Source organism: Actinomadura sp. CNU-125 (genome assembly GCF_001942465.1).
GTDB lineage: Bacteria > Actinomycetota > Actinomycetes > Streptosporangiales > Streptosporangiaceae > Spirillospora.
This window is the reverse complement of record NZ_MKJY01000049.1, coordinates 1-22,064: the sequence shown is the minus strand read 5'-3', so window position 1 is coordinate 22,064 and position 22,064 is coordinate 1. Positions and strand designations below refer to the sequence as shown.

Below are 22,064 nucleotides of genomic sequence, written 5' to 3'. Positions count from 1 at the left end.
CGCCCCCTCGGGGAGAACATCAAGGTCGCGGGCGCGGCGATCAATGCGCTCGGCGCCGCCGACGACCCGTCCGCCCTCGCGGCGCTCACCGGACTGCGAGACCGGATCGAACATCGCGGCCTGCGCAAGCAGCTCGACGCGGCCCTCCGGGACGCGGGCGAGCGGCTCGGGCTCACCCCCGAGCAGGTCGCCGAGCGGGGCGTCCCCGCGCACGGCCTCGCACCGGACGGCTCGGTCACGCGGACGCTCGGCGCGCACACCGCCCGGCTCGCGATCGAGGACGCCGCCACCGTCCGGATCACCTTCACCGGCCCGGCCCGCACCGCCGCCGCGCCAGCCGAGCTGAAGGCCCTCGCGAGACAAGTCCGGGGCACCCTCGCGAGCGAGCGCCGCCGCGTCGAGGAACTCATGTCCGCCGGACGCACGTGGACGTTCGCCGAGTGGCGCGCCCACTACCGCGACCACCCGGTCACCGGGGCGGTCGCGCGCGGCCTGATCTGGGAGTTCCAGGGGACGGACGGCGTGTGGCGCGCCCTCGCGCCCGGAGCGGCGCCCGAAACCTCCTCGCACGTCCGGCTGTGGCACCCCGTCCGGGCGACCGTCGACGAGATCCGCGGCTGGCGCGAGCACTTCGCGGACGCGCGGCAGCCGTTCGAGCAGGCGTTCCGGGAGATCTACCTCCTCACCCCGGCCGAAGAGGAGACGGGCGCTTACTCGAACCGCTTCGCCGGGCACACCGTCCGCCGCGACCTGCTGTACGCGCTGCTCAAGGAAGGCGGCTGGCACGCCTACGACGGCGGCGACGGCGAAGCCCGCGGCGAGTTCGCCGACGGCGCCTGGCGCGCGTGCTTCTTCTACGACCGCACGTCCGAGCACGCGTCCACCGACCAGGTCCGGTTCGAACACCGGGACGGGCGGCGCTGGCGCGAGGCGTCCCTGACCGAAGTCCCCCCGGCCGTGTTCAGCGAGGCGATGCGCGACATCGACCGGTTCGTCGCCGCCGCCGCCTCCACCGCCTCCACCGCCGCCGACCGCGTCACCGACCCGTCCGTCCGCCGGACCACCCGCTGAAGGACCGCCCCATGGACCTCCCCGCCCGCCTGCTGCGCATCATGACGGCCCCGGAGCCCGAGGACACGGGCTTCGCCGTCACCACCGTCGGGCTGGCCGCCCTGCCCGACTCGGCCTTCGGCGACCTGCTGCCCGCCGCGTACGCGGTGCCCTCCACGGTCAAGGCGTGGGAGGCGACGAGCGTCCGCCTCGCCGTCGAGGACGCCGCCAAGGAGCGGCAGCCCGCCTTCTCGCCCGACGCGTGCCGCCGCATGTTCGAAGCGCTCGTCTCCGGGCTGCCCCGCCGCAAGTGGGCCGACCTCACGATGGGCACGGCCGCGCTCGTCCGCTGCACCGGCCCCTGGCCCGACGGCCTCGCCGCCCCCGCGCGCACGCTCGTCCGATACCTGCTGGATGCGGACGAGTTGGGCGCGCCCCTGGCCCTCCTGGCCACCGCGGGCCTCACCGCCCCCGACCCGGCCGACACGCACGGACTCGCCACCCCGACCGGCCCCGGGCCCGCGCAGAGTGAGGGACGACCGCCGGGCCTCGACGGCGCCGCAGCCGAAGGATCGTCCGAGCCGGACGGGGCGGGGCGAGCCGTCTTCGCGGCCGGGTCGGCGGAGGGGGATCTGCTCGGGGAGGTCGTCGGGCGGCTTTCGGACGGGGCCGGGGATATCGCGAGGGGGGAGATCACCGTCATCGCGGGGTTGGGGGCGGCCGAGCGGGTTCGGCTCACCGAACTGGACCGTGGGCGGACGCACACCGCCCCGGCGCCCCTCCCGGACGCCCTGCACCGCGCCGCCGGGATCCCCGCGTACGCCGCGTGGGCGCGGAGCGCGCTGCGGGAGGCGGCGGACCGCGCCCGCGCCGTCCAGGACGGGACGATCCCCTACAAGGCCGACAAGGCTTTCGCGGCCGACGAGGTGATCGCGCTCGGCCGGGCCGCGCGCGTCGCGCTCGCCGCCGACGAGCCGTGGCTCCCCGCGCTGTTCGACCGGCTCCTCCCGGACGTCGCGGTGGCGCCGACGGCCGCGAAGTCGCTGCCGTCGCAGGCGCTGCTGTACGAGATCGTCCGGGCGGCGCAGGACGTCCCGACGCCCGAGCTGGTCACGGCGATCCGGAACGTGCGGGGCCTCGCGCGGCACGCGGGGGTGCCGAAGCAGCTCGACCGGATGCTGAAGAAGGTCGACGCGGCGCTCGCCGAGCGCACCGAGGTGGCGCTGCGCCTGCCCGGCCTCGGGTTCGGCCCGGACGGCGCGCTGCGCCGCGAGCTGGGCGAACACACCGCCGTGATCACGATCGAGGGCGCGGCGGCGCGGCTGGCGTTCGAGAAGGACGGGCGCGGGCTGCGCGGCGTCCCGGCGGCCGTCCGCCGCGACCACAAGGACGCCGTCAAGGAGCTGCGCGACCTCGCCAAGCGGGCCGGTGCCCAGGTCGCGACGCTCGTCCGGCGCCTGGAGGGCGGGTTCCCGGTCGGCGCCGCGCACCCGTTCGGGTGTGGCGCGACCGGCTCGTCCGGCACCCGGTCGCGGGGCCGACCGTGCGCGGCCTGATCTGGGAGGTCGAGACGGCGCCGGGCGCGTGGACGGCCGTCCTGCCCGAGACCGGCGGCCTCCCGGACGCGCCGGACGACGCCGCGGTGCGCCTGTGGCACCCGATCGGCGCGCGCGTCGAGGAGATCCGGACGTGGCGGGACGCGATCGTCGAGCGTGGCGTGCGGCAGCCGGTCAAGCAGGCGTTCCGCGAGATCTACGTGCCGACGCCCGCCGAGGCGGAGACCCGCGTGTACTCGAACCGGTTCGCCGGGCACCTCGTCCACTACCGGCGCATGTTCGCGCTGTTCCGGGCGCGCGGCTGGAAGAGCGACCTGCTCGGCCCGTGGGACGGCGGTTCCGCGGACGAGGCGTCGCGCGTCCTCGCGGGGGAGTGGCGGATCCGGTTCGCGCACGTGCTCGCCGAGCACGGCCCCGAGGACCTGGCGGCCACCGACCGGATCCGGTTCGACCGCCGGGTGGGCGGCTCGTGGCGCGCGGCCGCGCTCGCCGACGTCCCGCCCGTCGTGTTCAGCGAGGCGATGCGGGACGTGGACCTGTTCGTGTCCGTCACCTCCATCGCCGCCGACCCCGAGTGGACGGACGGCGGCCCCGCGCTGGCCTACTGGGAGCGGACCGGGTTCGGCGAGCTGGACGAGAGCGCCCGCACCCGCCGCGCCGCCCTCGAACGCGTCCTGCCCCGCACGAAGATCGCGGCACGCTGCTCGCTCGGTGACCGGTTCCTCACGGTTCGCGGCGACCTCCGCACGTACAAGATCCACCTGGGGTCGGCGAACGTCCTGATGGAGCCGGACGGCGCGTACCTGTGCGTCGTCCCCGAGCGGAACCCGTCCGGCCGGGTGTTCCTGCCGTTCGAGGAGCAGCGGCTGGCGCTGATCCTCAGCAAGGCGTTCCTGCTCGCGGCCGACGACCGCATCACCGACCCGTCCATCCGGAAGCAGATCGAGCGGGGTGAAGGATGACCGAGGTGACGTTCCGGGACGAGACGGCGACGGGCGCGCCCGTCGCGGAGTTCGCCGTCGCGGGGCTGCCGGGCCGCATGACCGTCCGAGAGCTGATCAGGCTGCGGGTCCGGGAGGAGGTCGCCCGGCACAACGCGCGCCCGTCCGACCGGTTCGCCGGGCTCGTCCGCCCGGACGATGCCGAGGCCGAACAGAACGGCTACCGGTTGCGCGAGCCGCGCCGGCTCGACTGGGAGCGGCAGGCGGACATCGCCGAGCGCGCCTTCCTCGGCAACGGGTTCGTCATGCTGGCCGGGGACCGCCAGGTCGACGACCTCGACGAGGAGATCGACCTCACCGCCGATCCCGACCTGGTCTTCATCAAGCTGGTCCCGCTGGCCGGCGGCTGACCAGGGCGGCTCAGGCCAGTAGGCCCAGCTCGTGCGCCCGCAGCCCGGCCTGGAAGCGCGACTCGGCGTCCAGCAGGACGAGGATCTCCGCGACGCGGCGGCGGTAGGTGCGCAGCGACATGCCGAGCCGCCGCGCCGCCGCCTCGTCCTTCAGCCCGTCGGCGAGCAGCGCCAGGATGCGGCGGCTCTCGTCGGTCAGCGCGGGCGCCCGGTCGCGGCGGTGGTCGGCGAGGTCGGCGGACCGGTCCCAGGCGGCCTGCAGCAGCGAGACGACGCCGCGCACCACGCCCGGTGAGCGGACGACCGTGAACTCGCGCGCCCCCGTGCGCGGCGGGCCCGCCAGGATCGCGACGCGCCGGTCGACGACGATCGTCTCGTAGGGCAGCGGGGCGGTGCAGATCCGGACGGCGACGCCCGCGCGCGCGACGTCCAGGAGGTGCCGTTCGGACGCCTCGGTCGCCAGCGCCTCGGGGTTGTAGAGCTTGCGGACGGACGGCCGGAGCCGCAGCGCCCGCCGCTTGACCAGGAGCCGTTCGCGGAGGGCGGGCAGCGCCCAGGTGTCGAGGTCGCGGGCCGCGCAGGCGAACTCCTCGCGCGCCTCGAACAGGTGCCCGGCGCGTTCGACCAGTTCGGCCTCGCCGCGCAGCGTCACGTTGAGGTCCGTGCTCGGGACGGTGTCGACGCTCATCGCCGTCCAGTCTGCCACCGCGCCGCCCCGACCTGCCAGATGGCAGCAAACTGCCACGTACTCGCGGGAGTCCGGATAAGGCGGCACGGTTGGTGACATGACGAACGAAACGCACTTCATGCTCGGCGGCGACCTGCGGGTCCGCCGCATGGGATTCGGCGCGATGCGGCTTCCGGTGGGGGCCATCGACGGCCCGCCGCGCGACCCGGAGACCGGACGCAAGGTGCTGCGGCGCGCGGTGGAGCTGGGCGTCGACCACATCGACACGGCCGCGTTCTACTCGCGCGGCGGCGTCGCGGCGAACGTCCTGATCCGCGAGGCGCTCGGCGATCCCTACCCAGAGGGGCTGGTGATCGCCACGAAGGTCGGCCCGTACAAGGGTCCGGACGATCCGTTCCCCACCGGGCAGGTCTCGGCGGACGGCCTGCGCGCCGAGGTCGAGCGGAACCTCACCGAGCTCGGCCTGGAGCGGCTCGACCTGGTCAACCTGCGGCCCGGGGGCATCGACCCGGCGGGCGGCGAGTCGATCGGGGAGCGGTTCGAGGCGTTCGCGGCGTCCGCGAGGAGGGCCTCATCCGGCATCTCGGGCTGAGCCACGTGGACGCGGTGCAGCTCGCCGAGGCGCGGGCGATCGCGCCCGTCGCGGGCGTCCAGAACCGGTTCGACATCACGATGTCGCAGGACGCGGCGATGCTCGCCGAGTGCGAGGCCGCGGGCATCGCGTGCGTCCCGTACTTCCCGCTCGGCGGCTTCGGGATCCCGGACGACGCGCGCGTCGCGGGCATCGCGGAGCGGCACGGCGCGACGCCCGCGCAGGTGCTGCTCGCGGGCCTGCTGGCGCTGTCGCCGGTCATGCTGGCGATCCCCGGCACGGGTTCGCTCGACCACTTGGAGGAGAACGTGGCCGCCGCCGACCTGCGGCTGACCGCCGAGGACCTCGCCGCACTCGCGGGCGAAACGAACGGTTGAGTCGGTCTTGTATCATGTGAGACGTTTTTGTCGCACTTGATACGGGGGTGTCGCGCATGCGGGTGCGCGAACAGATCATCGCGGCGGCGCTGCGCCGGCTGAACGTGAACCCGGCGGCCTCGATGGCCGAGCTGGCCGAGGCCGCCGGGGTCAGCCGGGCCACCCTGCACCGCCATTTCGCCGGACGGGACGAACTCGTCGACGAGATCGGCACCCGGGCGCTGGACCGCTGGGAGGACGCGCTCGACGCCACCGGGGTCGACGCCGCCGCCGCGTCCACGGACCCGGACGTGCACCTGGCGACCGTCCGGGCCCTGCTGGAGGTCTTCGCCCGCCTCGCGCACGAGCACGGCTGGGCGCTCACCTCCGCGGAGGCCGACGCGCGCCGCACCTGCGGGAACGCTCCGACCGGCTGGAGGAGCGCGAGACCGTCCTGTACTCCGCGGCGCAGCGGTCCGGCGTGCTGCGCGCCGACATGCCCGCGCGGTGGATCTCCAACACCGTCTACGGCATGTGCGTCACCGCCCGCGAGAGCCTGCGCCGCGGCGACGTCGCGCCCAACGACGTCGCCCGGCTGATGGCCGAGACGTTCCTGGCCGGGACGGGGGCGCGGCCGTGACCTCGAAGAACCCCGGCACCGTGACCGCGCCCGACCCGCGCCGCTGGGCGGGCCTCGCGGTCCTGTCGGCGAGCCTGCTGCTCGTCGTCATGGACATCACCATCCTGAACGTGGCGCTCCCGGCGATCTCCGCCGACCTGCGGCCGAGCAACGTCGCGCTGCTGTGGATGGTGGACGTCTACGCCCTCGTCGTCGCGGGCCTGCTCGTCACCGTCAGCGCGCTCGGCGACCGGTGGGGCCGCAAGCGGATGCTGATCGCCGGGTTCGCGGTGTTCGGCACCGCCTCGATCCTCGTCGTCTTCGCCGACACGCCCGGCGCGGTGATCGCGGTGCGGGCGCTGCTCGGCGTCGGCGGCGCGATGATCATGCCGTCCACGCTGTCGATGATCCGCACCCTGTTCCCGGACGGCCGCGAGCGCGCCACCGCGCTCGGCGTCTGGGGCGCGATGGCGGCGGTCGGCGCCGCGTTCGGCCCCATCCTCGGCGGGTTCCTGCTGGAGCACTTCTCCTGGCATTCGGCGTTCCTGGTGAACGTGCCGGTGATGGCCGTCGCGATCGTCGCCGGGCTCTTCCTGCTGCCGGAGGCGCGCGACCCGCGCCCCGGGCCCCTCGACTTCCCCGCCGTCGCGCTGTCGATGGCCGGCATGGTCGCGCTCGTCTACGCCATCAAGAGCGCCGGCAAGTACGGCGTCGCCGACCCGGCGGCGCTGCTCCCGGCCGCCGTCGCCGCGGTCGCGCTCGGCTGGTTCGTGCGCCGCAGCCTCCGCCGTCCCGACCCGCTGATCGAGCTGCGGCTGTTCCGGTCGCCGTCCTTCACGGCGGGCGCCGTCACGGCCATGACCACCGAGCTGTCCATGGCGGGCACGATGCTGCTGATGGCCCAGTGGATGCAGCTCGTCCAGGGGTACGGGCCGCTGGAGACGGGCCTGCGGCTGCTGCCGATGGCGCTCGGCGCGATCGTCGCGTCCCCGACCGCGCCCGCGGTCGCCGCGCGCATCGGCGCCCGCACCGTCCTGGCGGCGGCCTCGCGGTCGCCGCGCTCGGCTTCGCCGTCCTCGGCCTGCGCCCGCGCCGCTCTCCTACCCGCCGGTCGCGCTCGCGCTGCTGCTGATCGGGCTGGGCGCGGGCTCCCTCGCGATCGCCTCCGCCGTGATCATGGCGGGCGCGCCGCCCGAGCAGGCGGGCAGCGCGGCGGCCGTCGAGGAGACCAGCTACGACATCGGCGGCACGCTCGGCATCGCGCTGCTCGGCAGCCTCGCCGCCGCCGTCTACCGGGGCGACCTGTCGTACGGCGCGCTGGCCTCGCTGGGCGTCGCCGGCGGCGCCGCCGAGACGGCCCGCGAGTCCCTCACCGGCGCGCTGGACGTCGCGGGCGGCGCCGGCGGCACGCTGGCGGACCTCGCGCGGACGGCGTTCGCCGACTCCCTCGCCGTCACCGGCCTCGCGGGCGCGGTGCTGATGCTGCCGCCGCGCGCTCGTCCATACCTGACCCCCCGCGACATCGACCTGTCGGCGGCCGACCCACCCGGCGGAGCCGGCGGCGGAGCGGACGGCGCCGGTCCGCGGTTCCGGCGCGGCGGCGGACTGACCGGGGTCGGCCGCCCGCCCCGGGCGCCCGCGCCCCGTCCGTGCCCCGTCCGCGTCCGCGGAGGCCGTAGCCTGGAGCGTCACTCGATCAGGAAGGGAGCCAGATGTCGGCGACGCGGCTGCTGGTACTCGGCGGCGTGCGGCGGTCGGGGCGGGCGCACGGCTACACGGTCCGGCGCGATCTGCTGTCGTGGGGATCGGACGAGTGGGCCCACGTGAACCCCGGCTCCATCTACCACGCGCTCAGGCAGCTCGCCAAGGAGGGCCTGCTGCACGCCCATGACGTCGAGGAGAGCGACGCGGGCCCCCCGCACGTGGACTACGAGATCACCGACGCGGGCCGGGAGGAGTTCCTGCGGCTGCTGCGGTGCGCGCTCGGCACGGTCGACGTCCGGCACCCCGAGATGCTGACGGCGGGCCTCGGGTTCCTCACCGAACTGCCGCGCGCCGAGGCGGTCGCGCTGCTGCGGCAGCGGCTGGACGGCCTCGCGACCTGGCGCGCCACGGTGAGCCCCCACCTGGACGAGCTCGGCCCGGGCGACCACATGCGGGAACTGCTCGGCTGGTGGACGCACTCCGCGGACGCCGCGACCGCGTGGACGCACGCCCTGATCGAGCGGCTGGAGGGCGGCGCGTACGTCATGGCGGACGAGGCGGGCGCCGTGCGGGAGACCACCGGCTGAACGGCTCGGCGGCCGATCAGGTGTCGACGAACGTCTGCGGGACGACGACGCGCAGCGCGTTCCCGCGCAGCCGGATCGTCACCGGCGTCCGGCCGCGGATCTCGCCGTCCACGTCGACCCGCAGCGGCGGATCGGTCTCGATCTCGACGCGGTCGGTGGTCAGGAAGGCGTCCTCGGCGAGGGAGCGGCGCGGCCCGGTCAGCACGTGCCGGGCCGTCGCCGACGCCAGCCGCAGCCGCCGCCCGTCGCCCAGCCGGTAGACGGCCAGCAGCCGGTCGTCCGGGCTGGCGTCGCGGGCGATGCGCGTCCCGCTGTGGTGCGCGCCGTTGGCGACGTTCAGCTGGTGCGTCGTCAGCTCGCTGGTCTCGCCGTCGATCGTGATCCGCGCCGTGAACGCCGGATGGCGGGGCAGCAGCCCCACGGCCGTCAGCGCGTACGCGGCCCGTCCGGCGTACCGCTTGAGCAGGTGCGGGACGCTCCCGGCGACGTGCACCGACAGCCCGATGCTGACCATGTTGGCGAAGATGTGCGCGCGGTCGTCGCCGGGGCCCTCGGCGCGCGGATCGTCGGTGCTGTCGAACCAGCCGACGTCCACGTCGCGAGCCTTGCCGCCCGCCGGGCCGCCGATCCGCAGCGTGCGGACGGCGCCCGGCAGGTCGAGCGGCAGCTCCAGGCTGCGCGCGAAGTTGTTCGTGGTGCCGAGCGGCAGGACGCCGAGGGCGATGTCGCGGTGCGCGAGGTTGCCGACCGCCTCCGCGACCGTCCCGTCCCCGCCGCCCACGACGACGAGGTCGGGTTCGAGGGCCAGGACGTCGGCGAACAGCTCCCGCAGCCGCCCGGGGTCGGTCACGGGGAAGACGCGCACGAACTCGATCCCGGCCTCGTCCAGCAGCCGCCGTGCCGTCGCGTACAGCCGGCGGCCCCGCCGGGACCGCGAGTTGATCACCAGCACCGCCCGGCCGCCGGTCCGGATGGCCGACTCCAGTTCGGTCTTGCTCCGCATCTCAGGTGCTCCGCCTCCGGGCCCGATCGCCCATTCCCCTTCGGCGTCACCATACCGGCGACGCGGACCGCGATCCCCGGCCCGATATTTTATAAACCGATTACTCAACGTTGAAACACCGCGGGAAGCGGGGACATTTCAGCTGACGACAGCTGAATTCTGCGGGGTGGCCCATGCGCGGCGCGACGTCCTTCACCGCCCCGGCCGACGACGGCGCCACGGTCGTGGCGGAGCGCCGGCCCCGTCCCCGCGTCCTGGACCTCGCGGTCCGATCCCCCGTCCTGCCGGGCGTCGCGCACGTCCGGCTGCTGCTGCCCGCGGGCTGGTCGCGCGGCGCGTCCCGCACCTGGCCGGCGCTGTGGCTGCTGCACGGCGGGGACGGCCGCGCCGACCACCGGGCGTGGACCGACCACACCGATCTGGAGGACCTCACCGCCGACACCGATGTGATCATCGTCATGCCGGACGGCGGCGGATGCGGCAATTACACCGACTGGTGGAATCGCGGCGACGGCGGCGCCCCGCAGTGGGAGACGTTCCATCTCGCCGAACTCCGGCAGATTCTCGAACGCGGTTACCGCGCGGGCGGCGAGAGCGCCGTCGCGGGCAACGCGATGGGCGGATTCGGCGCGATGTCGTACGCGGCGCGGCACCGCGGCCTGTTCCGCGCCGCCGCATCGTTCAGCGGGCCGCTGCACACCCTGCACGCCGACCCGTCCGCGCTCGACGCCGCCGACCTGATCGAGCTCGGCGTCGCGGTCGCCGAACCGGAGCGGGACTGGACGGACGTGTGGGGCGACCCCGTGCGGCAGCGCGTCGTCTGGCGGCAGCACAACCCGTTCGACCTCGCCGACCGGCTCGCGGGCGTCCGGTTGTACGTCAGCGCGGGCGACGGAACCCCCGGCCCCTTCGACCCGCGCCCGGCGCCCGCGTCCCGCGACCCGATGGAGGCCCTCGCGCACACCGTGGGCCGCCGGTTCGCCGACAAGCTGCGCAAGCTGGGCGTCCCGGTCTCGACGCACTTCTACCGCGGCACCCACACGTGGCCGTACTGGCGCCGCGAACTGCGCGCCGCCCTGCCCGTCCTCCTGGACGAGATCGTTTGAGGGGTCGCTCCGGCCGGGGTCCGGACGTCTCTAGACACGTGGGACGGGGCGATACCGGAACCGGTCGCCCCGCGCCTCGACGCGTCCCCAGCCGAAGTGCGCCGGCATGAGGACGGCGTCGTGCTCGGCGACCCATCGCAGGACGTCTCGCCGTACCCGCGCCGACGCCGCCCGGTCCACGCAGAACCGCGAACAGATCGTCGGGACGGCGAACTGGCGCGGATGGTGGATCAGGTCGCCGGACAGCACCGCGGTGTCCCGTGTTCCGCGGACGACCACGACCGACGATCCGGGCGTGTGCCCGGGAACGGCGCGCACCTCGATCCGTCCGCCGAGCCGGTGCCCGTCGTCCACCGCGTCCAACCGGCCGTGGCCGATCAGCGGACGGACGCTGTCCTCGTACGAGCCGTACAGGAAACCGGGGTCGCGGTCGGCGCCCTCCGCGGCCCAGCGCAGATCGGCGGCCAGCACCTGGTGGCGCGCCCCGGGGAAGACGGGCACCCACGCGCCGCCGTCCCACCGGGTGCACCACCCGACGTGGTCGGCGTGCAGGTGGGTGAGGTGGACGGTACCGACGTCGGCGAGGGCGACCCCGGCCCGTTCGAGGGCCCGGGGGAGGGCGTCGGAGGACCGGTGGTTCCAGCCGGGGCGCGATCTGTTCTTGCCGTCGCCCACGCCCGCGTCGACGAGCACGTTCTCGGTGCCGGTGGTGATCAGGTAGCCGCCGAAGGTCAGGTTCAGTTCGGTCCCCGCGCCGTCGGTGTCGTCGGGCAGCAGATCGGCGGCGGCCAGGGGCATGGCCTCGATGTCCTCCAGCCAGGTCACCGTGATCCCGCCGAGGTCCAGGGCCGGCGCGGCGGTGCTCTCCACGTTCACGGCCGCCATGCTCACAGCTCCCGTGCCGACTGCCGCGCGGCCGCCGGGGCCGCCGCCGGCCCGCTGTCCGGCCCGGACGGCCCGGTCCGCCCCGCCGTCCAGGACCCGGGCACCCGCAGTGCCTTCAGGCAGACGAACGAGATCACGCAGACCCCGACGGTGTACGCGGCGATGGGCATGCCCGAGTCGGTGCGGATGAGCAGCGAGGTGGCGACGATCGGGGCCATTCCCGCTCCGAAGACGTTGGAGACGGCGTAGGAGATGTTGATGGCCGAGTTGCGCACGTCTGCCGGGAAGAGTTCGGCCAGCAGGGTGGCGAGGGTGCCGTAGGCGGCGCTGAAGGGGATCGAGACCAGGATGTACCCGAGCAGCATCAGTACGAAGGAGCCGCTGTCGATCAGCAGCACCCAGGGGAACGCCGCGAGCGCCGTCCCCACCACGCCTCCCGTGAACACCTGCTTGCGGCCCAGGCGGTCCGACAGGGCGCCGAAGTACAGCAGGCACGGCAGGACCACGGCCATGGAGATCAGCGTCAGGACGAGCATGGTGCTGCGGTCGGCGCCGACGTGGTCGGTGCCGTAGCTGAGGCCGAAGACCATCGCGATGTAGAACATCGTCCCCGGCGTGAATCCGGCCGCCGCACACAGCAGGATCGGCTTCCACGAGTGCTTGACGGCCTCCTTGGCGGGTGCCTCGGCGACCTCGCCGTTCCGCTTGACCTCGCTGAACTCGGGGCTCTCGTCCACCCGGATCCGGATGACCAGGCCGGTGGCGACGAGGACGGCGCTCAGCAGGAACGGCACCCGCCAGCCCCATGCCTCCATGGCGTCGGACGGCAGGAGCTCCACCAGCAGGAAGATCAGGTTCGATAGGACCAGGCCCACCGGGACGCCGACCTGCACCCAGCTGCCGAAGAAGCCGCGGCGCGCGGGATCGGAGTGTTCCACGGCCATCAGGACCGCGCCCCCGTACTCTCCGCCGAGTGCGAGCCCCTGCACGAACCGCACGGTCACCAGCAGGATCGGCGCCCACACCCCGATCTGCGCGTAGGTCGGCAGGAGCCCGATGACGAACGTGCAGAGGCCCATCATCGTCAGCGTGACGACGAGGATGGACTTGCGTCCGAGCCGGTCGCCGAAGTGTCCGAACAGCACACCGCCGATGGGGCGCGCCACGAATCCGACCACGAACGTGGAGAACGCCATCAGCGTGCCGACCAGCGGGTCGAAGTCCGGGAAGAAGTGCTTGCCGAACACCAGCGCGGCGGCGGTGCTGTAGATGAAGAAGTCGTACCACTCGATGGCGGTGCCGGCGAAACTCGCCGCCACCGCACGGTTCCGCGGCCTGGTGTCGGTGATCACGTGAAGCTCACTCAACAGTTCGGGATGTCCGAAACAGTAGGTGAAGGGGGCATATTGAACTAATATCGTTCGTCTCGTTGGCTATGCTCAGATGGATATAGCGGCGTGGGCGTCACCGGTGCGGGTGGGCGTCACCGGTACGGGCGGGCGTCGTCGACGGTCCGGGTGTGCCGACGGCGTGAACGGCATGCCGGTTCCGCCCGTCCTCCTCGACGGGATCGGGTGACCTCCGGCTAGAGTTCGGGCGTGACCGAATCGCGTTCTGGGCCGCGTTCGGACGCCGGGATCGCCGGCTTCTGGCGCGAGCTGGGCCTTCCCGGGCTGATCGACGTCCACACCCACTTCATGCCGCCGCGCCTGATGAGCGCCGTGTGGGACTACTTCGACGAGGCGGGGCCGCTGATCGGCACCGAGTGGCCGATCCGGTACCGGCACTCCGAGGACGAACGGGTCGCGTTCCTGCGCGACCACGGCGTCCGCGCGTTCACGTCGCTTTTGTACCCGCACCGTCCGGGCATGGCCGAGTCGCTGAACGAGTGGGCCGCCGGGTTCGCCGCACGCATCCCCGAATGCGTGCAGACCGGAACGTTCTACCCCGAACCGAACGCCGTCGAGTACGTCCGGCGCGCCATCGACTCCGGCACCCGCGTGTTCAAGGTCCACCTTCAGGTCGGCGGGTTCGACCCGCGCGTGCCCGAACTCGACGACGTGTGGGGCGCCTCGCCGACGCGGGCGTCGTCGCGCTCGTCCACGCCGGATCGGGCCCGGTCGCCAACGGCTTCACGGGCCCGGGCCCGGTTCGGCGACGTCCTCGCCCGGCACCCCCGCCTGACCACGATCGTCGCCCACATGGGCGCCCCCGAATGCGACGGCTTCATCGTGCTCGCCGACCGGTACGACGGCGTCCACCTCGACACCACGATGGTGTTCACCGACTTCGGCCTCTCGGAGTTCCCGGCCGCCCTCATGCCCCGCCTGCGCGAGCTCGGCCTCGCCGGACGCGTCCTGTTCGGCACCGACTTCCCGAACATCCCCTACGAGTACGCCCACCAGCTGGAGGGCCTCGCCCGCCTCGGCCTCGGCGACGACTGGCTCCGCGCCGTCTGCTGGGACGGCCCCGCGAAGCTCCTCGGCGTCCAGGCGCCCGCCTAGGTCAGTGGTCGCAGGGGGCCGACCCGGCGTGCCGGTGCGGGCCCGGCGAGTCCGACACGTGCCGCGGCCCGTGCGAGTCGTCGCAGTGGACGCCGTAGGCGGACGCGGCCACGTGATCGACCTCCAGCGTCGTGTGCGTGATCCCGTACCAGGCCCGCAGCACTTCCTGCAGGTCGCGCCGGACCGCGTGGCAGTCGCCGCCCGAGTCGACGAGCACGTGCGCCGACAGCGCCGGATAGCCCGAGCTGACCTCCCACACGTGCAGGTCGTGGACCTCCTCCACGCAGGGCCGCCGCGCCAGCCGGGCGCCCAGCTCGGACGGGTCGACGCCCGCGGGCGCGGCCTCCATCAGCACCCGGCCCGCGTCCCGCAGCAGCCCGTACCCCGCCTTGAGCATCAGCGCCGCGACGACCAGCGACGCGATCGCGTCCGCCCGCGCGAACCCGGCCGTCCACACCAGCAGGCCCGCGATCGCGGTGGCGATGAACGCGAACAGGTCGTTCAGGATGTGCTGGAACGCTCCCTCGACGTTCAGGCTGCTCCGGTTCGCCTTGCTGATCAGCCACGTCGCGACGAGATTGATCCCGACCCCGGCGAGCGCCGTGAAGAACACGAACTTCCCGTCGACGTCCGGCGGATCGATCAGCCGGTGCACGCCCTCGTAGACGAAGTACACCGTGAGCAGGATCAGCGTCAGCCCGTTGAGCTGCGCCGACAGGATCTCCGACCGGCGCAGCCCGTAGGTGTAGCCGCCCTTCGGCGGCCGGGCCGCGATCCGCATCGCGACGAGCGCGAGGGCGATCGCGAACGCGTCCGTCATCATGTGCGCCGCGTCGGTCATCAGCGCCAGCGACCCGGCGAGGAAGCCGATGACCACCTCGACCGACATGTACGCCACGATCAGGACGAGCGCCCCGCCGAGCAGCCGCCGGTCCGCGCTCGCGGAGATCTCGTGCCCGTGCCCGTGGCCGTGTTCCGCCGTCATCCGTCCTCCCCGACGTGCGCGAGCGCGAGGTCGAGCAGCATCCGCACGTGCGAGTCGTCCAGGCGGTAGTACGCCATCCGCCCGGCCCGCCGCACCTGGACGACCCGGCTCGCGCGCAGCAGCCGCAGCGCGTGCGACACCGCCGACTCCGAGTTCCCGCAGGACGCCGCGATGTCGCACACGCACATCTCGCCGCCCTCCAGCAGCGCCGTGAGCACCCGCAGCCGTCCCGGGTCCGACAGCAGCCCGAACACCTGCGCGAGTTCACCGATCGTGGGGCCGTCCGGAAGGGCGCCCTTGACCAGGGCGACCTTCTCCGGATCGACGACCCGGACGGCGCATTCCTCGGCCGCGACATCTGAAGGAGTGCTCATATGAGCAAATATAGCGCAGAGGGTCCGGCAGGTCACCCTTCGGTGCGGTTCGGCAGCTCCCGCCCCTCGACGGCGGCGGCCATGACCTCGGGAAACGCGTCCGGGGTGCACGCGAACGCGGGCACCCCGAGCGCCGCCAGCGCCGCCGCGTTCGCGTGATCGTGCGCGGGCGTCCCGTCGTCGGACAGCGCGAGCAGCACCACCACCCGCACCCCGGACGCCGTCAGCGCCGCCGCCCGCCGCACCAGCTCGTCCCGCGAACCCCCCTCGAACAGGTCGCTGATCAGCACCAGCACCGTCGCCGACGGCCGGGTGATCGACCCCGCGCAGTACGCGAGCGCCCGGCCGATGTCGGTGCCGCCGCCGAGCTGCGTCCCGAACAGGACGTCCACCGGATCGTCCAGCCGGTCCGTCAGATCCACCACCGCGGTGTCGAACGCCACCAGCGACGTCCGCAGCGACCGCAGCGACGCGAGCGCCGCGCCGAACACCCCCGCGAACACCACCGACGCCGCCATCGAACCGCTCTGGTCGACGCACAGCACCACGTCCCGCAGCGCGGCCCGTCCCCGCCCGTGCCCGACGAGCCGCTCCGGCACGAGCGTCCCCTGCTCGGGCAGGTAGTGCCGCAGGTTCGCGCGGACCGTCCGGTCCCAGTCCACGTCGGCGGCCCGCGCCGGACGGGCGGTGCGCGCGGACCGGTCGAGGGCCGCGCCGACCGCCGACCGGGTCCGCTGCGCGAACGCCGCTCCAGGTCGTCCGCCACCCGCCGCACCACGGCCCGCGCCGACTCCCGCGCCCGGTCCGGCAGCACGGTGTTCAACGCCAGCAGCGTCCCCACGAGATGCACGTCCGGCTCGACCGCGTCCAGCATCTCCGGCTCCAGCAGCAGCCGCGCCAGGTCGAGCCGTTCGATCGCGTCCCGCTGCATGATCTGCACGACCGTCGAGGGGAAGCAGGCCCGGACGTCGCCCAGCCACCGCGCCACCGACGGCGCCGAGTCCCCGAGCCCGGCGCCGCGCCGCCCGCCGCGCCCGCCGCTCCCCGGAGTCGCCCCCGTACAGCCGCTCCAGCGCCCCGTCCATCCGCGCGTCGTCCCCGGCCAGGACCGCGCCCGTCCCGTCCGCGTCCCCGCCCCCGAGCACCAGCCGCCACCCGCCGCACCCGCTCGTCGGTCTCGCCGGTCACGCGTCCTCCCGCCAGTCCGCCCCGTCCACCGCCATGGGCCCGGGGATGCCCCGCTCGCGACCGTCCACGAGGGCGAGGCTCCCGCGGTGCGAGTCGGTCGGGGTGAGAGGGGTGCGTCCGGGGAGGTTTCGGACGGGTGCGGCGATGCGGCTCGTCCGATTTGGCCGGTCGGCTGGTGTGCCGGTCGTGGTGGAGGGGGCTCGGCCCCAGCGGTTCGGGACGGTCGCGGCGGCGAGGCTCGCGCGGGGCGGGCGGTCGGGGAGTGTGTCGGTCATGTGCGCGGCTCCCATCCCAGGATGGTGCGGACGGTCGTGGCGGCGGCTTCCGCTCGTGCGGCGTCGATCTCCGGGGCGGACGTGTCGGGGCGGTCCGGGCGCGGGTCGTGCAGGCGGCGGGCGCGGTCGCGATCGAGGGCACGTTCGGCGGCGGAGAACGTGCCGAAGGTGCGGCGCAGCAGCGGCAGGACGTCGGTGAACGCGGCGGCGGGCAGGTCGGCGAGCCACCCGTCGACGAGCCGGAGGAGCGGCTCGTCGTGCATGAGGATCAATCCGCCGCCGGACAGTTCGCCGCCCGACAGGAACCCCTCGATCCACGCGGCGGCGCGGGCCGGGGGGACGCCCGCGGAGACCGCGCGGGCCAGCCGGGCGGGGGCGTCGTCGAGGCGGCCCGCGTCCAGCAGCAGGCGGGTGACGCGGCCCTCGACCAGGCCGTGCAGCGCCGGGGCGGGCGACGAGGCGGTCCAGGGCGCGGCGCCAGCGGTCGAGGCACGCGTCGTCGGCGAGCAGCGCGAGGGCGCCGTGGACGGCGTCGACGCGGTCGAGCGCGCGCGGCGGCGTCCTCGTCGAGCCCGGACACGGCGGGCGCGAGACCCACGCAGATCCGCACGACCAGACCGTCCACGACGGCGGCGAGGCGGTCGCGGGACGTGCCGCGCACGTCCCCGTACCGCAGGGTGCGGACGAGCGCGGGCAGCGCCGCCATCAGATGCGGGGCGCCCGCGTCGACGGCGGCGCGGTCGGCGAGCGCCCGCAGCACGGCGGGCAGCGCCTCCCCGAGGTCGGCGAGCAGGCAGCGTTCGGCGAGGTCGGTGAGTTCGGCGAGGTCGGCCGCGTCCGCCGCGAGGACCTCGGCGCGGACGGTCGCGGCGCCGCGCACGCTCGTCCCGAAGGCGCCCGCCTCGATCAGCGCGACGTCGAGTTCGGGCCGCCACGCGAGCGTCCACGTCTCCCGGAACGTCCCGGTCGACCGGCCCCCGGCGGGCACGCCCCACCCGACGTCGAGCAGGCGCAGCCGGTGCAGGAGCCGGCTCCGGTCGAGGTCGAAGGGGCGGCGCAGGTCCAGGTCGCGGTCGCGGGGCCGGGGGGACGGCTTGAGCCGGAGCCGGCGCTGCTGCGCGTGCAGGTCGCGCTGCAGCGGGACCATCGGTGTGCGGGGCGGCACGGCGCCGAGCGCTCGCCGACGTTCAGCCGGTCCCGCAGCAGGTCGACGCGGGGTTGGGCGCCCTCGCACAGCACCGCCCGCGCCGCCTCGGTGACCTCGTCGAGGCCCGGCAGCGGCCGTCCGCGCAGCGCGGCGAGCGACCCGGCGAGCCGCACCGCCTCGATCACCTGGCCGGGGGAGACGTGCAGGTCCTCGCCGCGCAGCACGCGCGCGGCCCCGGCGAGCCAGCGTTCGACCGGACGGTCCGGCGCGGTGTACAGGTGGTGGTACCAGCCGGGGGACGCGACGCCCGCGCCGTAGCGGGAGCGCGCGGCGAGCCGCCCGTGCGTCCACGGCACCCACGTCATCGCGACGCGGACCCGGTCCAGGCCGCGCAGCGTCCGGTCGTCGCGGGCGGCGGGGACGTCGGCGCGGACGGCCGGGGCGTGCCACGCGCCGCACACCACCGCGACCCGCTCGTGCCCGTCCTTGAGGGCGCGCCGCACCGTCCGCCGCATGTACGCCTCGCGCCGCTCCTCCGCGGCGGCCGGTTCCCCCGCGCGTTCCCGCAGTTCGGCCATCGCCTCCAGGATCGCCGGGAACGGGGACGGGCCGCCCTCGCGGTGCTCCACCACGTCGTCCCACCAGCGTTCGGCGTCCGCGTGCCCGGCGGCGCGCGCGAGCTCGGCGAGCGGATCGACCCGCACGTCCCGTCCGTCCGGTTCGTCCGGCGGCGCGGCGAAGGTGACGGCGGCGGGCAGGTCGCAGAACCGGACGGTCACGCCCGCGCCGACCCCGTACCGGATCGCCTGCCACTCGGGGCTGAACTCCGCGAACGGCCAGAACGCCGACCGGCGGTCCGCGCCGGACGGATCGCCCGGCGAGTAGGCGAGCAGCGCGACCGGCGGGACCATCTCGGGGTCGCCCGCCAGCCCGACGAGCGCGTCCGCCTCCGGCGGCCCCTCGACCAGCACCGCGTCCGGCTTGAACTCCTCCACGCCGCACGCAGCGCGCGCGCCGAGCCGGGACCGTGATGCCGCACGCCGAACACCTCGACCGTCAAGACACCTCCCGGCACGCCCGGTAGAAGTCGTCCCAGCCGGGACGGTCGCGCACGACGGTCTCCAGGTACTCCTGCCAGGCGACGCGGTCGGACGCAGGGTCCTGGACGACCGCGCCGACGAGCCCGCCCGCGACGTCCGCCGCCCGCAGCACCCCGTCCCCGAAGTGCGCCGCGAGCGCCAGCCCGCCCGTCACGACCGAGATCGCCTCGGCCGTCCCGAGGGTTCCGCCGGGGGACTTCAGCCGGGTGCGGCCGTCGCCGGTCAGCCCCGACCGCAGCTCCCGGAACACCGTCACGACCCGCCGGATCTCCGCCAGCCCCGCCGGGGCCTCCGGCAGCTCCAGCCCCGCGCCGATCTGCGCGACCCGCCGCGCGACGATCTCGACCTCGTCCTCGATCGTGTCCGGCAGCGGCAGCACGACCGTGTTGAACCGGCGGCGCAGCGCGCTGGACGGCTCGTGCACCCCCCGGTCGCGGTCGTTCGCCGTCGCGATCACCGTGAACCCCCGGCGGGCCTGCACCTCCGTGCCGAGCTCGGGGACCGGCAGCGCCTTTTCCGACAGGATCGTGATCAGCGCGTCCTGGACGTCGCCGGGCATCCGGGTCAGCTCCTCGATCCGCGCGACCGCCCCCCGCCGCATCGCCCGCAGCACCGGGCTCTCCACCAGCGCCCGCTCCGACGGCCCCTCCGCCAGCAGCCGCGCGTAGTTCCACCCGTACCGGACGGCCTCCTCGGGCGTGCCCGCCGTGCCCTGCACCAGCAGCGTCGAGTCGCCGCTGACCGCCGCCGCCAGATGCTCCGACATCCACGTCTTCGCGGTTCCCGGCACGCCGAGGAGCAGCAGCGCCCGGTCGGTCGCCAGCGTCGCCACCGCGACCTCGACGAGCCGCCGCGGCCCCACGTACTTCGGGACGATCGACGTCCCGTCGGGGAGGTCGCCGCCGAGCAGGTACACCGTGACGGCCTGCGGCGACAGCCGCCAGCCGGGCGGGCGCGGCCGGTCGTCGAGCGCGGCGAGCCGCGCCAGCTCCGCCGCGTGCTCCTGCTCCGCGTGCGGGCGCAGGACACCGTCGCGTCCGTCGGGGGGAGTGGTCAACTCAGCTCCTTCACCATCTCGTCGCGGAACCGCAGCGTGTCGATGAGGTCGGTGAGCGGGCGCGGCGGCGGACGCACCGGGTGCTCGGCCAGCCGCGCCGCGGCGGCGGGTCGAGCCGCAGGTCGGCGACCCGGCACAGCTGCGTCAGCAGGTGCTCGGCGGAGCGCGCGGGGCGTCCCGCCGAACCCGTCAGGATCGCCGTGACGGCGTCGGCGAGCCGGCCCAGACCACGGGCCCGGCACCCGCTCCAGCAGCCGGAGCAGCTCCGCCCGGTCCCGCACCCACCGGACGAGCCCGGCCGCCGCAGCGTCCCGCTCGTCCGCGGGCAGGACGCCCAGCAGATCGGCGAGCGCCTCCGGTTCGCCGACGGCCGCACCGGCGCCGAGCAGCGCGCGCGCCCATTCGACGTCCCGCTGGTTCAGCGCCGCGCGTGCCCACCCGATGTGCAGGTCGCGGGCGCGCCCGGCACCGGCAGCCGCACGATCGCGGCGGGCGGCAGCCCGAACAGCGACGTCCATGCGGTCAGCGGCGTCCGCGCGAGGATCTCGCGCAGCCACGCGCCCCGCGTCCCCACCGGCCCGCTCCCGGGCCGCGGCGCGAACGACCCGCCGGGATGGAACGGCACCCCGTCCCGCGCGAGCCCCGCGTCATGCTCCTCCGGCGCCCCCACCCAGATCCAAGCGGCCCTCGGCCCGTCCGGACCGCCGTCCGAGGCGGCCGGCCCGGACACGTTCGTCCCGGTTGTCGGCGTGTTCACCCGGCCGTCCGAGTTCCCGTTCCGGATGTGTCCGTCCCGAGTGGTGGCGCGTCCCCCCGTCCGGTTGCGGTTTCCGTTCCGGACACGCCTTTTCCCGGCGGTGACGTGCCCGGTCGGCCGTCCGAGATGCGTGTTTCCGGGGCGTGCGTCCCCGGCGGCGCGTCCGGCCGGTCCGGCCGGGTTCCGGCCCCCGGCATGGGGTCGGTCCGGGGGGTCACGCAGGCGCGCGCGCGTTCGGCCATTCGTTCGCCGTAGGCGGTGCCGGGCAGCCGGGCCAGCAGATCGGCGGCCAGTTGCCGGACGTCCTTGCCGCGGTCGTCCAGCGCGGCTTCGAGGAACGGTTCGTCGTCCAGGGAGAGACCCCACGCGAACGTGCCGAGGAACGCGGCGCGGTCGGGGGCGGGTTCGCGGTCCCACGACTCGCGGAGCAGGGCCCGCGCGGCGGCCGGATCGGTGCCGCGCAGCCTCGACAGGTAGGCGGCGCGGCGGTGCCGGGTGCCGCTCCGCCACGCGGCCCGCGCCCGCCGGGACGTCGCCCGTCCGGACCGGCCCGGACCCGACCAGGTAGGCCCAGCCGGTGTTCTGCAGCGCCAGCCACATGCCGCGCCGCCCGGCCGCCCGCGCGATCGACGGCCGCAGCATCCATCGCGCGGCCCCGCTCCAGCAGCGCGGGCAGCAGCCGCGCGGGCACCCGCAGGCCCCGGTCCGCCGCCGCGTCCAGCCATTCGGGCAGCACCCGGATCTGCTCCCCGGCCAGGACGCGCGCGAGCCGCGCCGCCGCCGCGTCCGGCACCGGCGGGTCGTGCTCGACGGGCGCGGGGGCGACCATCTCCAGCCCGCCGGAGCGGACCGGGACGAACCCGGCGCGGCCCCGGATGGTCAGCAGTGCGGCCTGGTCGAGCAGCGCGCCGCCGCGTCGTCCCCGCCCGGTTCCCCGTCGAGGACGGGCGGGTCGCGGCGTTCGGTGCCGAGCAGCGCCGCCGTCACGTGTTCGTCCCACGCGCTCACCGCGCCCCCCTCACAGCGCCCCCTCACAGCGGCCCCCTCACAGCGGCCCCCTCACAGCGGCACCGCGCCTTCGGTGTCGTGCCAGACGGCGAGGGGGCGAGCCCGCGCGGCGTCCACTCGCCCGCGAGCGCGACCCGCTCGGCGCCCGCGACCGCAGCAGCGCCGACACGAT

At 75.1% G+C, this 22,064-nt stretch carries 23 protein-coding genes and 2 pseudogenes; 11 read left to right on the top strand and 14 right to left on the bottom strand.

Annotated features, from left to right (window positions below; translation table 11 throughout):
* The 4 genes from BJF79_RS07340 to BJF79_RS07325 form a co-directional block, all read left to right on the top strand.
* Positions 1–1,071: DUF4132 domain-containing protein (locus tag BJF79_RS07340; protein ID WP_143219759.1), on the top strand; the 1,071-nt coding region annotated here is incomplete at its 5' end.
* An 11-nt stretch (positions 1,072–1,082) separates the two neighbouring features.
* On the top strand, positions 1,083–2,606 hold the full coding sequence (locus BJF79_RS52920; RefSeq protein ID WP_075895688.1) for a hypothetical protein: 1,524 nt from the start codon (positions 1,083–1,085) through the stop codon (positions 2,604–2,606).
* Positions 2,549–3,568, top strand: coding sequence for a DUF4132 domain-containing protein (locus BJF79_RS52915; RefSeq protein WP_075895686.1), 1,020 nt, complete (start codon positions 2,549–2,551; stop codon positions 3,566–3,568). The genes BJF79_RS52920 and BJF79_RS52915 overlap by 58 nt, the downstream gene beginning before the upstream one ends.
* Complete coding sequence (locus BJF79_RS07325; protein ID WP_075895684.1) at positions 3,565–3,957, top strand: hypothetical protein; 393 nt, start codon at positions 3,565–3,567, stop codon at positions 3,955–3,957. Before BJF79_RS52915 ends, BJF79_RS07325 begins: the two co-directional genes overlap by 4 nt.
* A 10-nt stretch (positions 3,958–3,967) precedes the next feature.
* On the opposite strand, the gene BJF79_RS07320 is transcribed toward BJF79_RS07325, so the two are convergent.
* Entirely contained in the window at positions 3,968–4,663 is a 696-nt protein-coding gene (locus BJF79_RS07320; RefSeq protein ID WP_262401659.1) for a helix-turn-helix transcriptional regulator, read from the bottom strand.
* Positions 4,664–4,742: 79 nt separating this feature from the next.
* Between BJF79_RS07320 and BJF79_RS58800 the strand changes: the two genes are divergently transcribed.
* Genes BJF79_RS58800 through BJF79_RS07300 form a run of 5 tightly spaced genes read left to right on the top strand, consistent with a single transcriptional unit; the run spans position 4,743 to position 8,503 of the window.
* Positions 4,743–5,237, top strand: a complete 495-nt coding sequence (locus BJF79_RS58800) for an aldo/keto reductase (protein ID WP_262401658.1) — start codon at positions 4,743–4,745, stop codon at positions 5,235–5,237.
* A gap of 5 nt (positions 5,238–5,242) precedes the next feature.
* Complete coding sequence (locus BJF79_RS58795; protein WP_262401657.1) at positions 5,243–5,614, top strand: aldo/keto reductase; 372 nt, start codon at positions 5,243–5,245, stop codon at positions 5,612–5,614.
* 56 nt (positions 5,615–5,670) lie between these two features.
* Positions 5,671–6,192: a TetR/AcrR family transcriptional regulator gene (locus BJF79_RS07310; RefSeq protein ID WP_143219758.1), complete on the top strand. Its 522-nt coding sequence runs from the start codon at positions 5,671–5,673 to the stop codon at positions 6,190–6,192.
* A gap of 37 nt (positions 6,193–6,229) precedes the next feature.
* On the top strand, positions 6,230–7,891 hold the full coding sequence (locus tag BJF79_RS07305; RefSeq protein WP_075895680.1) for an MFS transporter: 1,662 nt from the start codon (positions 6,230–6,232) through the stop codon (positions 7,889–7,891).
* 33 nt (positions 7,892–7,924) lie between these two features.
* Positions 7,925–8,503 carry a PadR family transcriptional regulator gene (locus BJF79_RS07300; protein WP_075895678.1) on the top strand — a complete coding sequence of 193 codons (579 nt, stop codon included), beginning with the start codon at positions 7,925–7,927 and terminating at the stop codon, positions 8,501–8,503.
* A 16-nt stretch (positions 8,504–8,519) separates the two neighbouring features.
* Here the strand turns inward: BJF79_RS07300 and BJF79_RS07295 are convergent, their stop codons facing one another.
* Positions 8,520–9,506, bottom strand: a complete 987-nt coding sequence (locus BJF79_RS07295; protein ID WP_075895676.1) for a diacylglycerol/lipid kinase family protein — start codon at positions 9,504–9,506, stop codon at positions 8,520–8,522.
* Between the two features lie 173 nt (positions 9,507–9,679).
* Between BJF79_RS07295 and BJF79_RS07290 the strand changes: the two genes are divergently transcribed.
* Positions 9,680–10,612 carry an alpha/beta hydrolase gene (locus BJF79_RS07290; RefSeq protein ID WP_075895674.1) on the top strand — a complete coding sequence of 311 codons (933 nt, stop codon included), beginning with the start codon at positions 9,680–9,682 and terminating at the stop codon, positions 10,610–10,612.
* A gap of 30 nt (positions 10,613–10,642) precedes the next feature.
* Here the strand turns inward: BJF79_RS07290 and BJF79_RS07285 are convergent, their stop codons facing one another.
* Both BJF79_RS07285 and BJF79_RS07280 read right to left on the bottom strand, forming a co-directional pair.
* Entirely contained in the window at positions 10,643–11,497 is an 855-nt protein-coding gene (locus BJF79_RS07285; RefSeq protein WP_075895672.1) for an MBL fold metallo-hydrolase, read from the bottom strand.
* A gap of 2 nt (positions 11,498–11,499) precedes the next feature.
* Complete coding sequence (locus BJF79_RS07280; RefSeq protein WP_075895670.1) at positions 11,500–12,849, bottom strand: MFS transporter; 1,350 nt, start codon at positions 12,847–12,849, stop codon at positions 11,500–11,502.
* A gap of 246 nt (positions 12,850–13,095) precedes the next feature.
* On the opposite strand from BJF79_RS07280, the gene BJF79_RS07275 reads away from it, so the two are divergent.
* Positions 13,096–14,001, top strand: a complete 906-nt coding sequence (locus BJF79_RS07275) for an amidohydrolase family protein (protein WP_075895668.1) — start codon at positions 13,096–13,098, stop codon at positions 13,999–14,001.
* Position 14,002: 1 nt separating this feature from the next.
* On the opposite strand, the gene BJF79_RS07270 is transcribed toward BJF79_RS07275, so the two are convergent.
* From BJF79_RS07270 to BJF79_RS58790, 10 genes and pseudogenes are all read right to left on the bottom strand, one after another.
* Entirely contained in the window at positions 14,003–14,986 is a 984-nt protein-coding gene (locus BJF79_RS07270) for a cation diffusion facilitator family transporter (protein WP_075895666.1), read from the bottom strand.
* On the bottom strand, positions 14,983–15,360 hold the full coding sequence (locus tag BJF79_RS07265; protein ID WP_075895664.1) for an ArsR/SmtB family transcription factor: 378 nt from the start codon (positions 15,358–15,360) through the stop codon (positions 14,983–14,985). Before BJF79_RS07265 ends, BJF79_RS07270 begins: the two co-directional genes overlap by 4 nt.
* A gap of 32 nt (positions 15,361–15,392) precedes the next feature.
* A pseudogene (locus BJF79_RS07260) lies at positions 15,393–16,548 on the bottom strand (VWA domain-containing protein).
* The gene (locus tag BJF79_RS57070) at positions 16,545–16,823 is read right to left on the bottom strand and encodes a hypothetical protein (RefSeq protein ID WP_187356968.1); all 279 of its coding nucleotides are present in this window, start codon (positions 16,821–16,823) and stop codon (positions 16,545–16,547) included. Before BJF79_RS57070 ends, BJF79_RS07260 begins: the two are co-directional and overlap by 4 nt.
* Positions 16,820–19,045, bottom strand: a pseudogene (locus BJF79_RS07255) (DUF5682 family protein). Before BJF79_RS07255 ends, BJF79_RS57070 begins: the two are co-directional and overlap by 4 nt.
* Positions 19,027–20,127, bottom strand: coding sequence for an ATP-binding protein (locus tag BJF79_RS07250; protein WP_075895662.1), 1,101 nt, complete (start codon positions 20,125–20,127; stop codon positions 19,027–19,029). Before BJF79_RS07250 ends, BJF79_RS07255 begins: the two are co-directional and overlap by 19 nt.
* On the bottom strand, positions 20,124–20,645 hold the full coding sequence (locus BJF79_RS50605) for a hypothetical protein (RefSeq protein ID WP_083733227.1): 522 nt from the start codon (positions 20,643–20,645) through the stop codon (positions 20,124–20,126). The genes BJF79_RS07250 and BJF79_RS50605 overlap by 4 nt, the downstream gene beginning before the upstream one ends.
* Positions 20,546–20,884, bottom strand: a complete 339-nt coding sequence (locus BJF79_RS52905) for a hypothetical protein (RefSeq protein WP_075895660.1) — start codon at positions 20,882–20,884, stop codon at positions 20,546–20,548. The genes BJF79_RS50605 and BJF79_RS52905 overlap by 100 nt, the downstream gene beginning before the upstream one ends.
* The gene (locus tag BJF79_RS52900) at positions 20,881–21,609 is read right to left on the bottom strand and encodes a DUF5691 domain-containing protein (RefSeq protein ID WP_143219756.1); all 729 of its coding nucleotides are present in this window, start codon (positions 21,607–21,609) and stop codon (positions 20,881–20,883) included. The genes BJF79_RS52905 and BJF79_RS52900 overlap by 4 nt, the downstream gene beginning before the upstream one ends.
* A 154-nt stretch (positions 21,610–21,763) precedes the next feature.
* Positions 21,764–21,892 carry a hypothetical protein gene (locus BJF79_RS58790; RefSeq protein WP_262401656.1) on the bottom strand — a complete coding sequence of 43 codons (129 nt, stop codon included), beginning with the start codon at positions 21,890–21,892 and terminating at the stop codon, positions 21,764–21,766.
* Positions 21,893–22,064 lie beyond the last annotated feature (172 nt).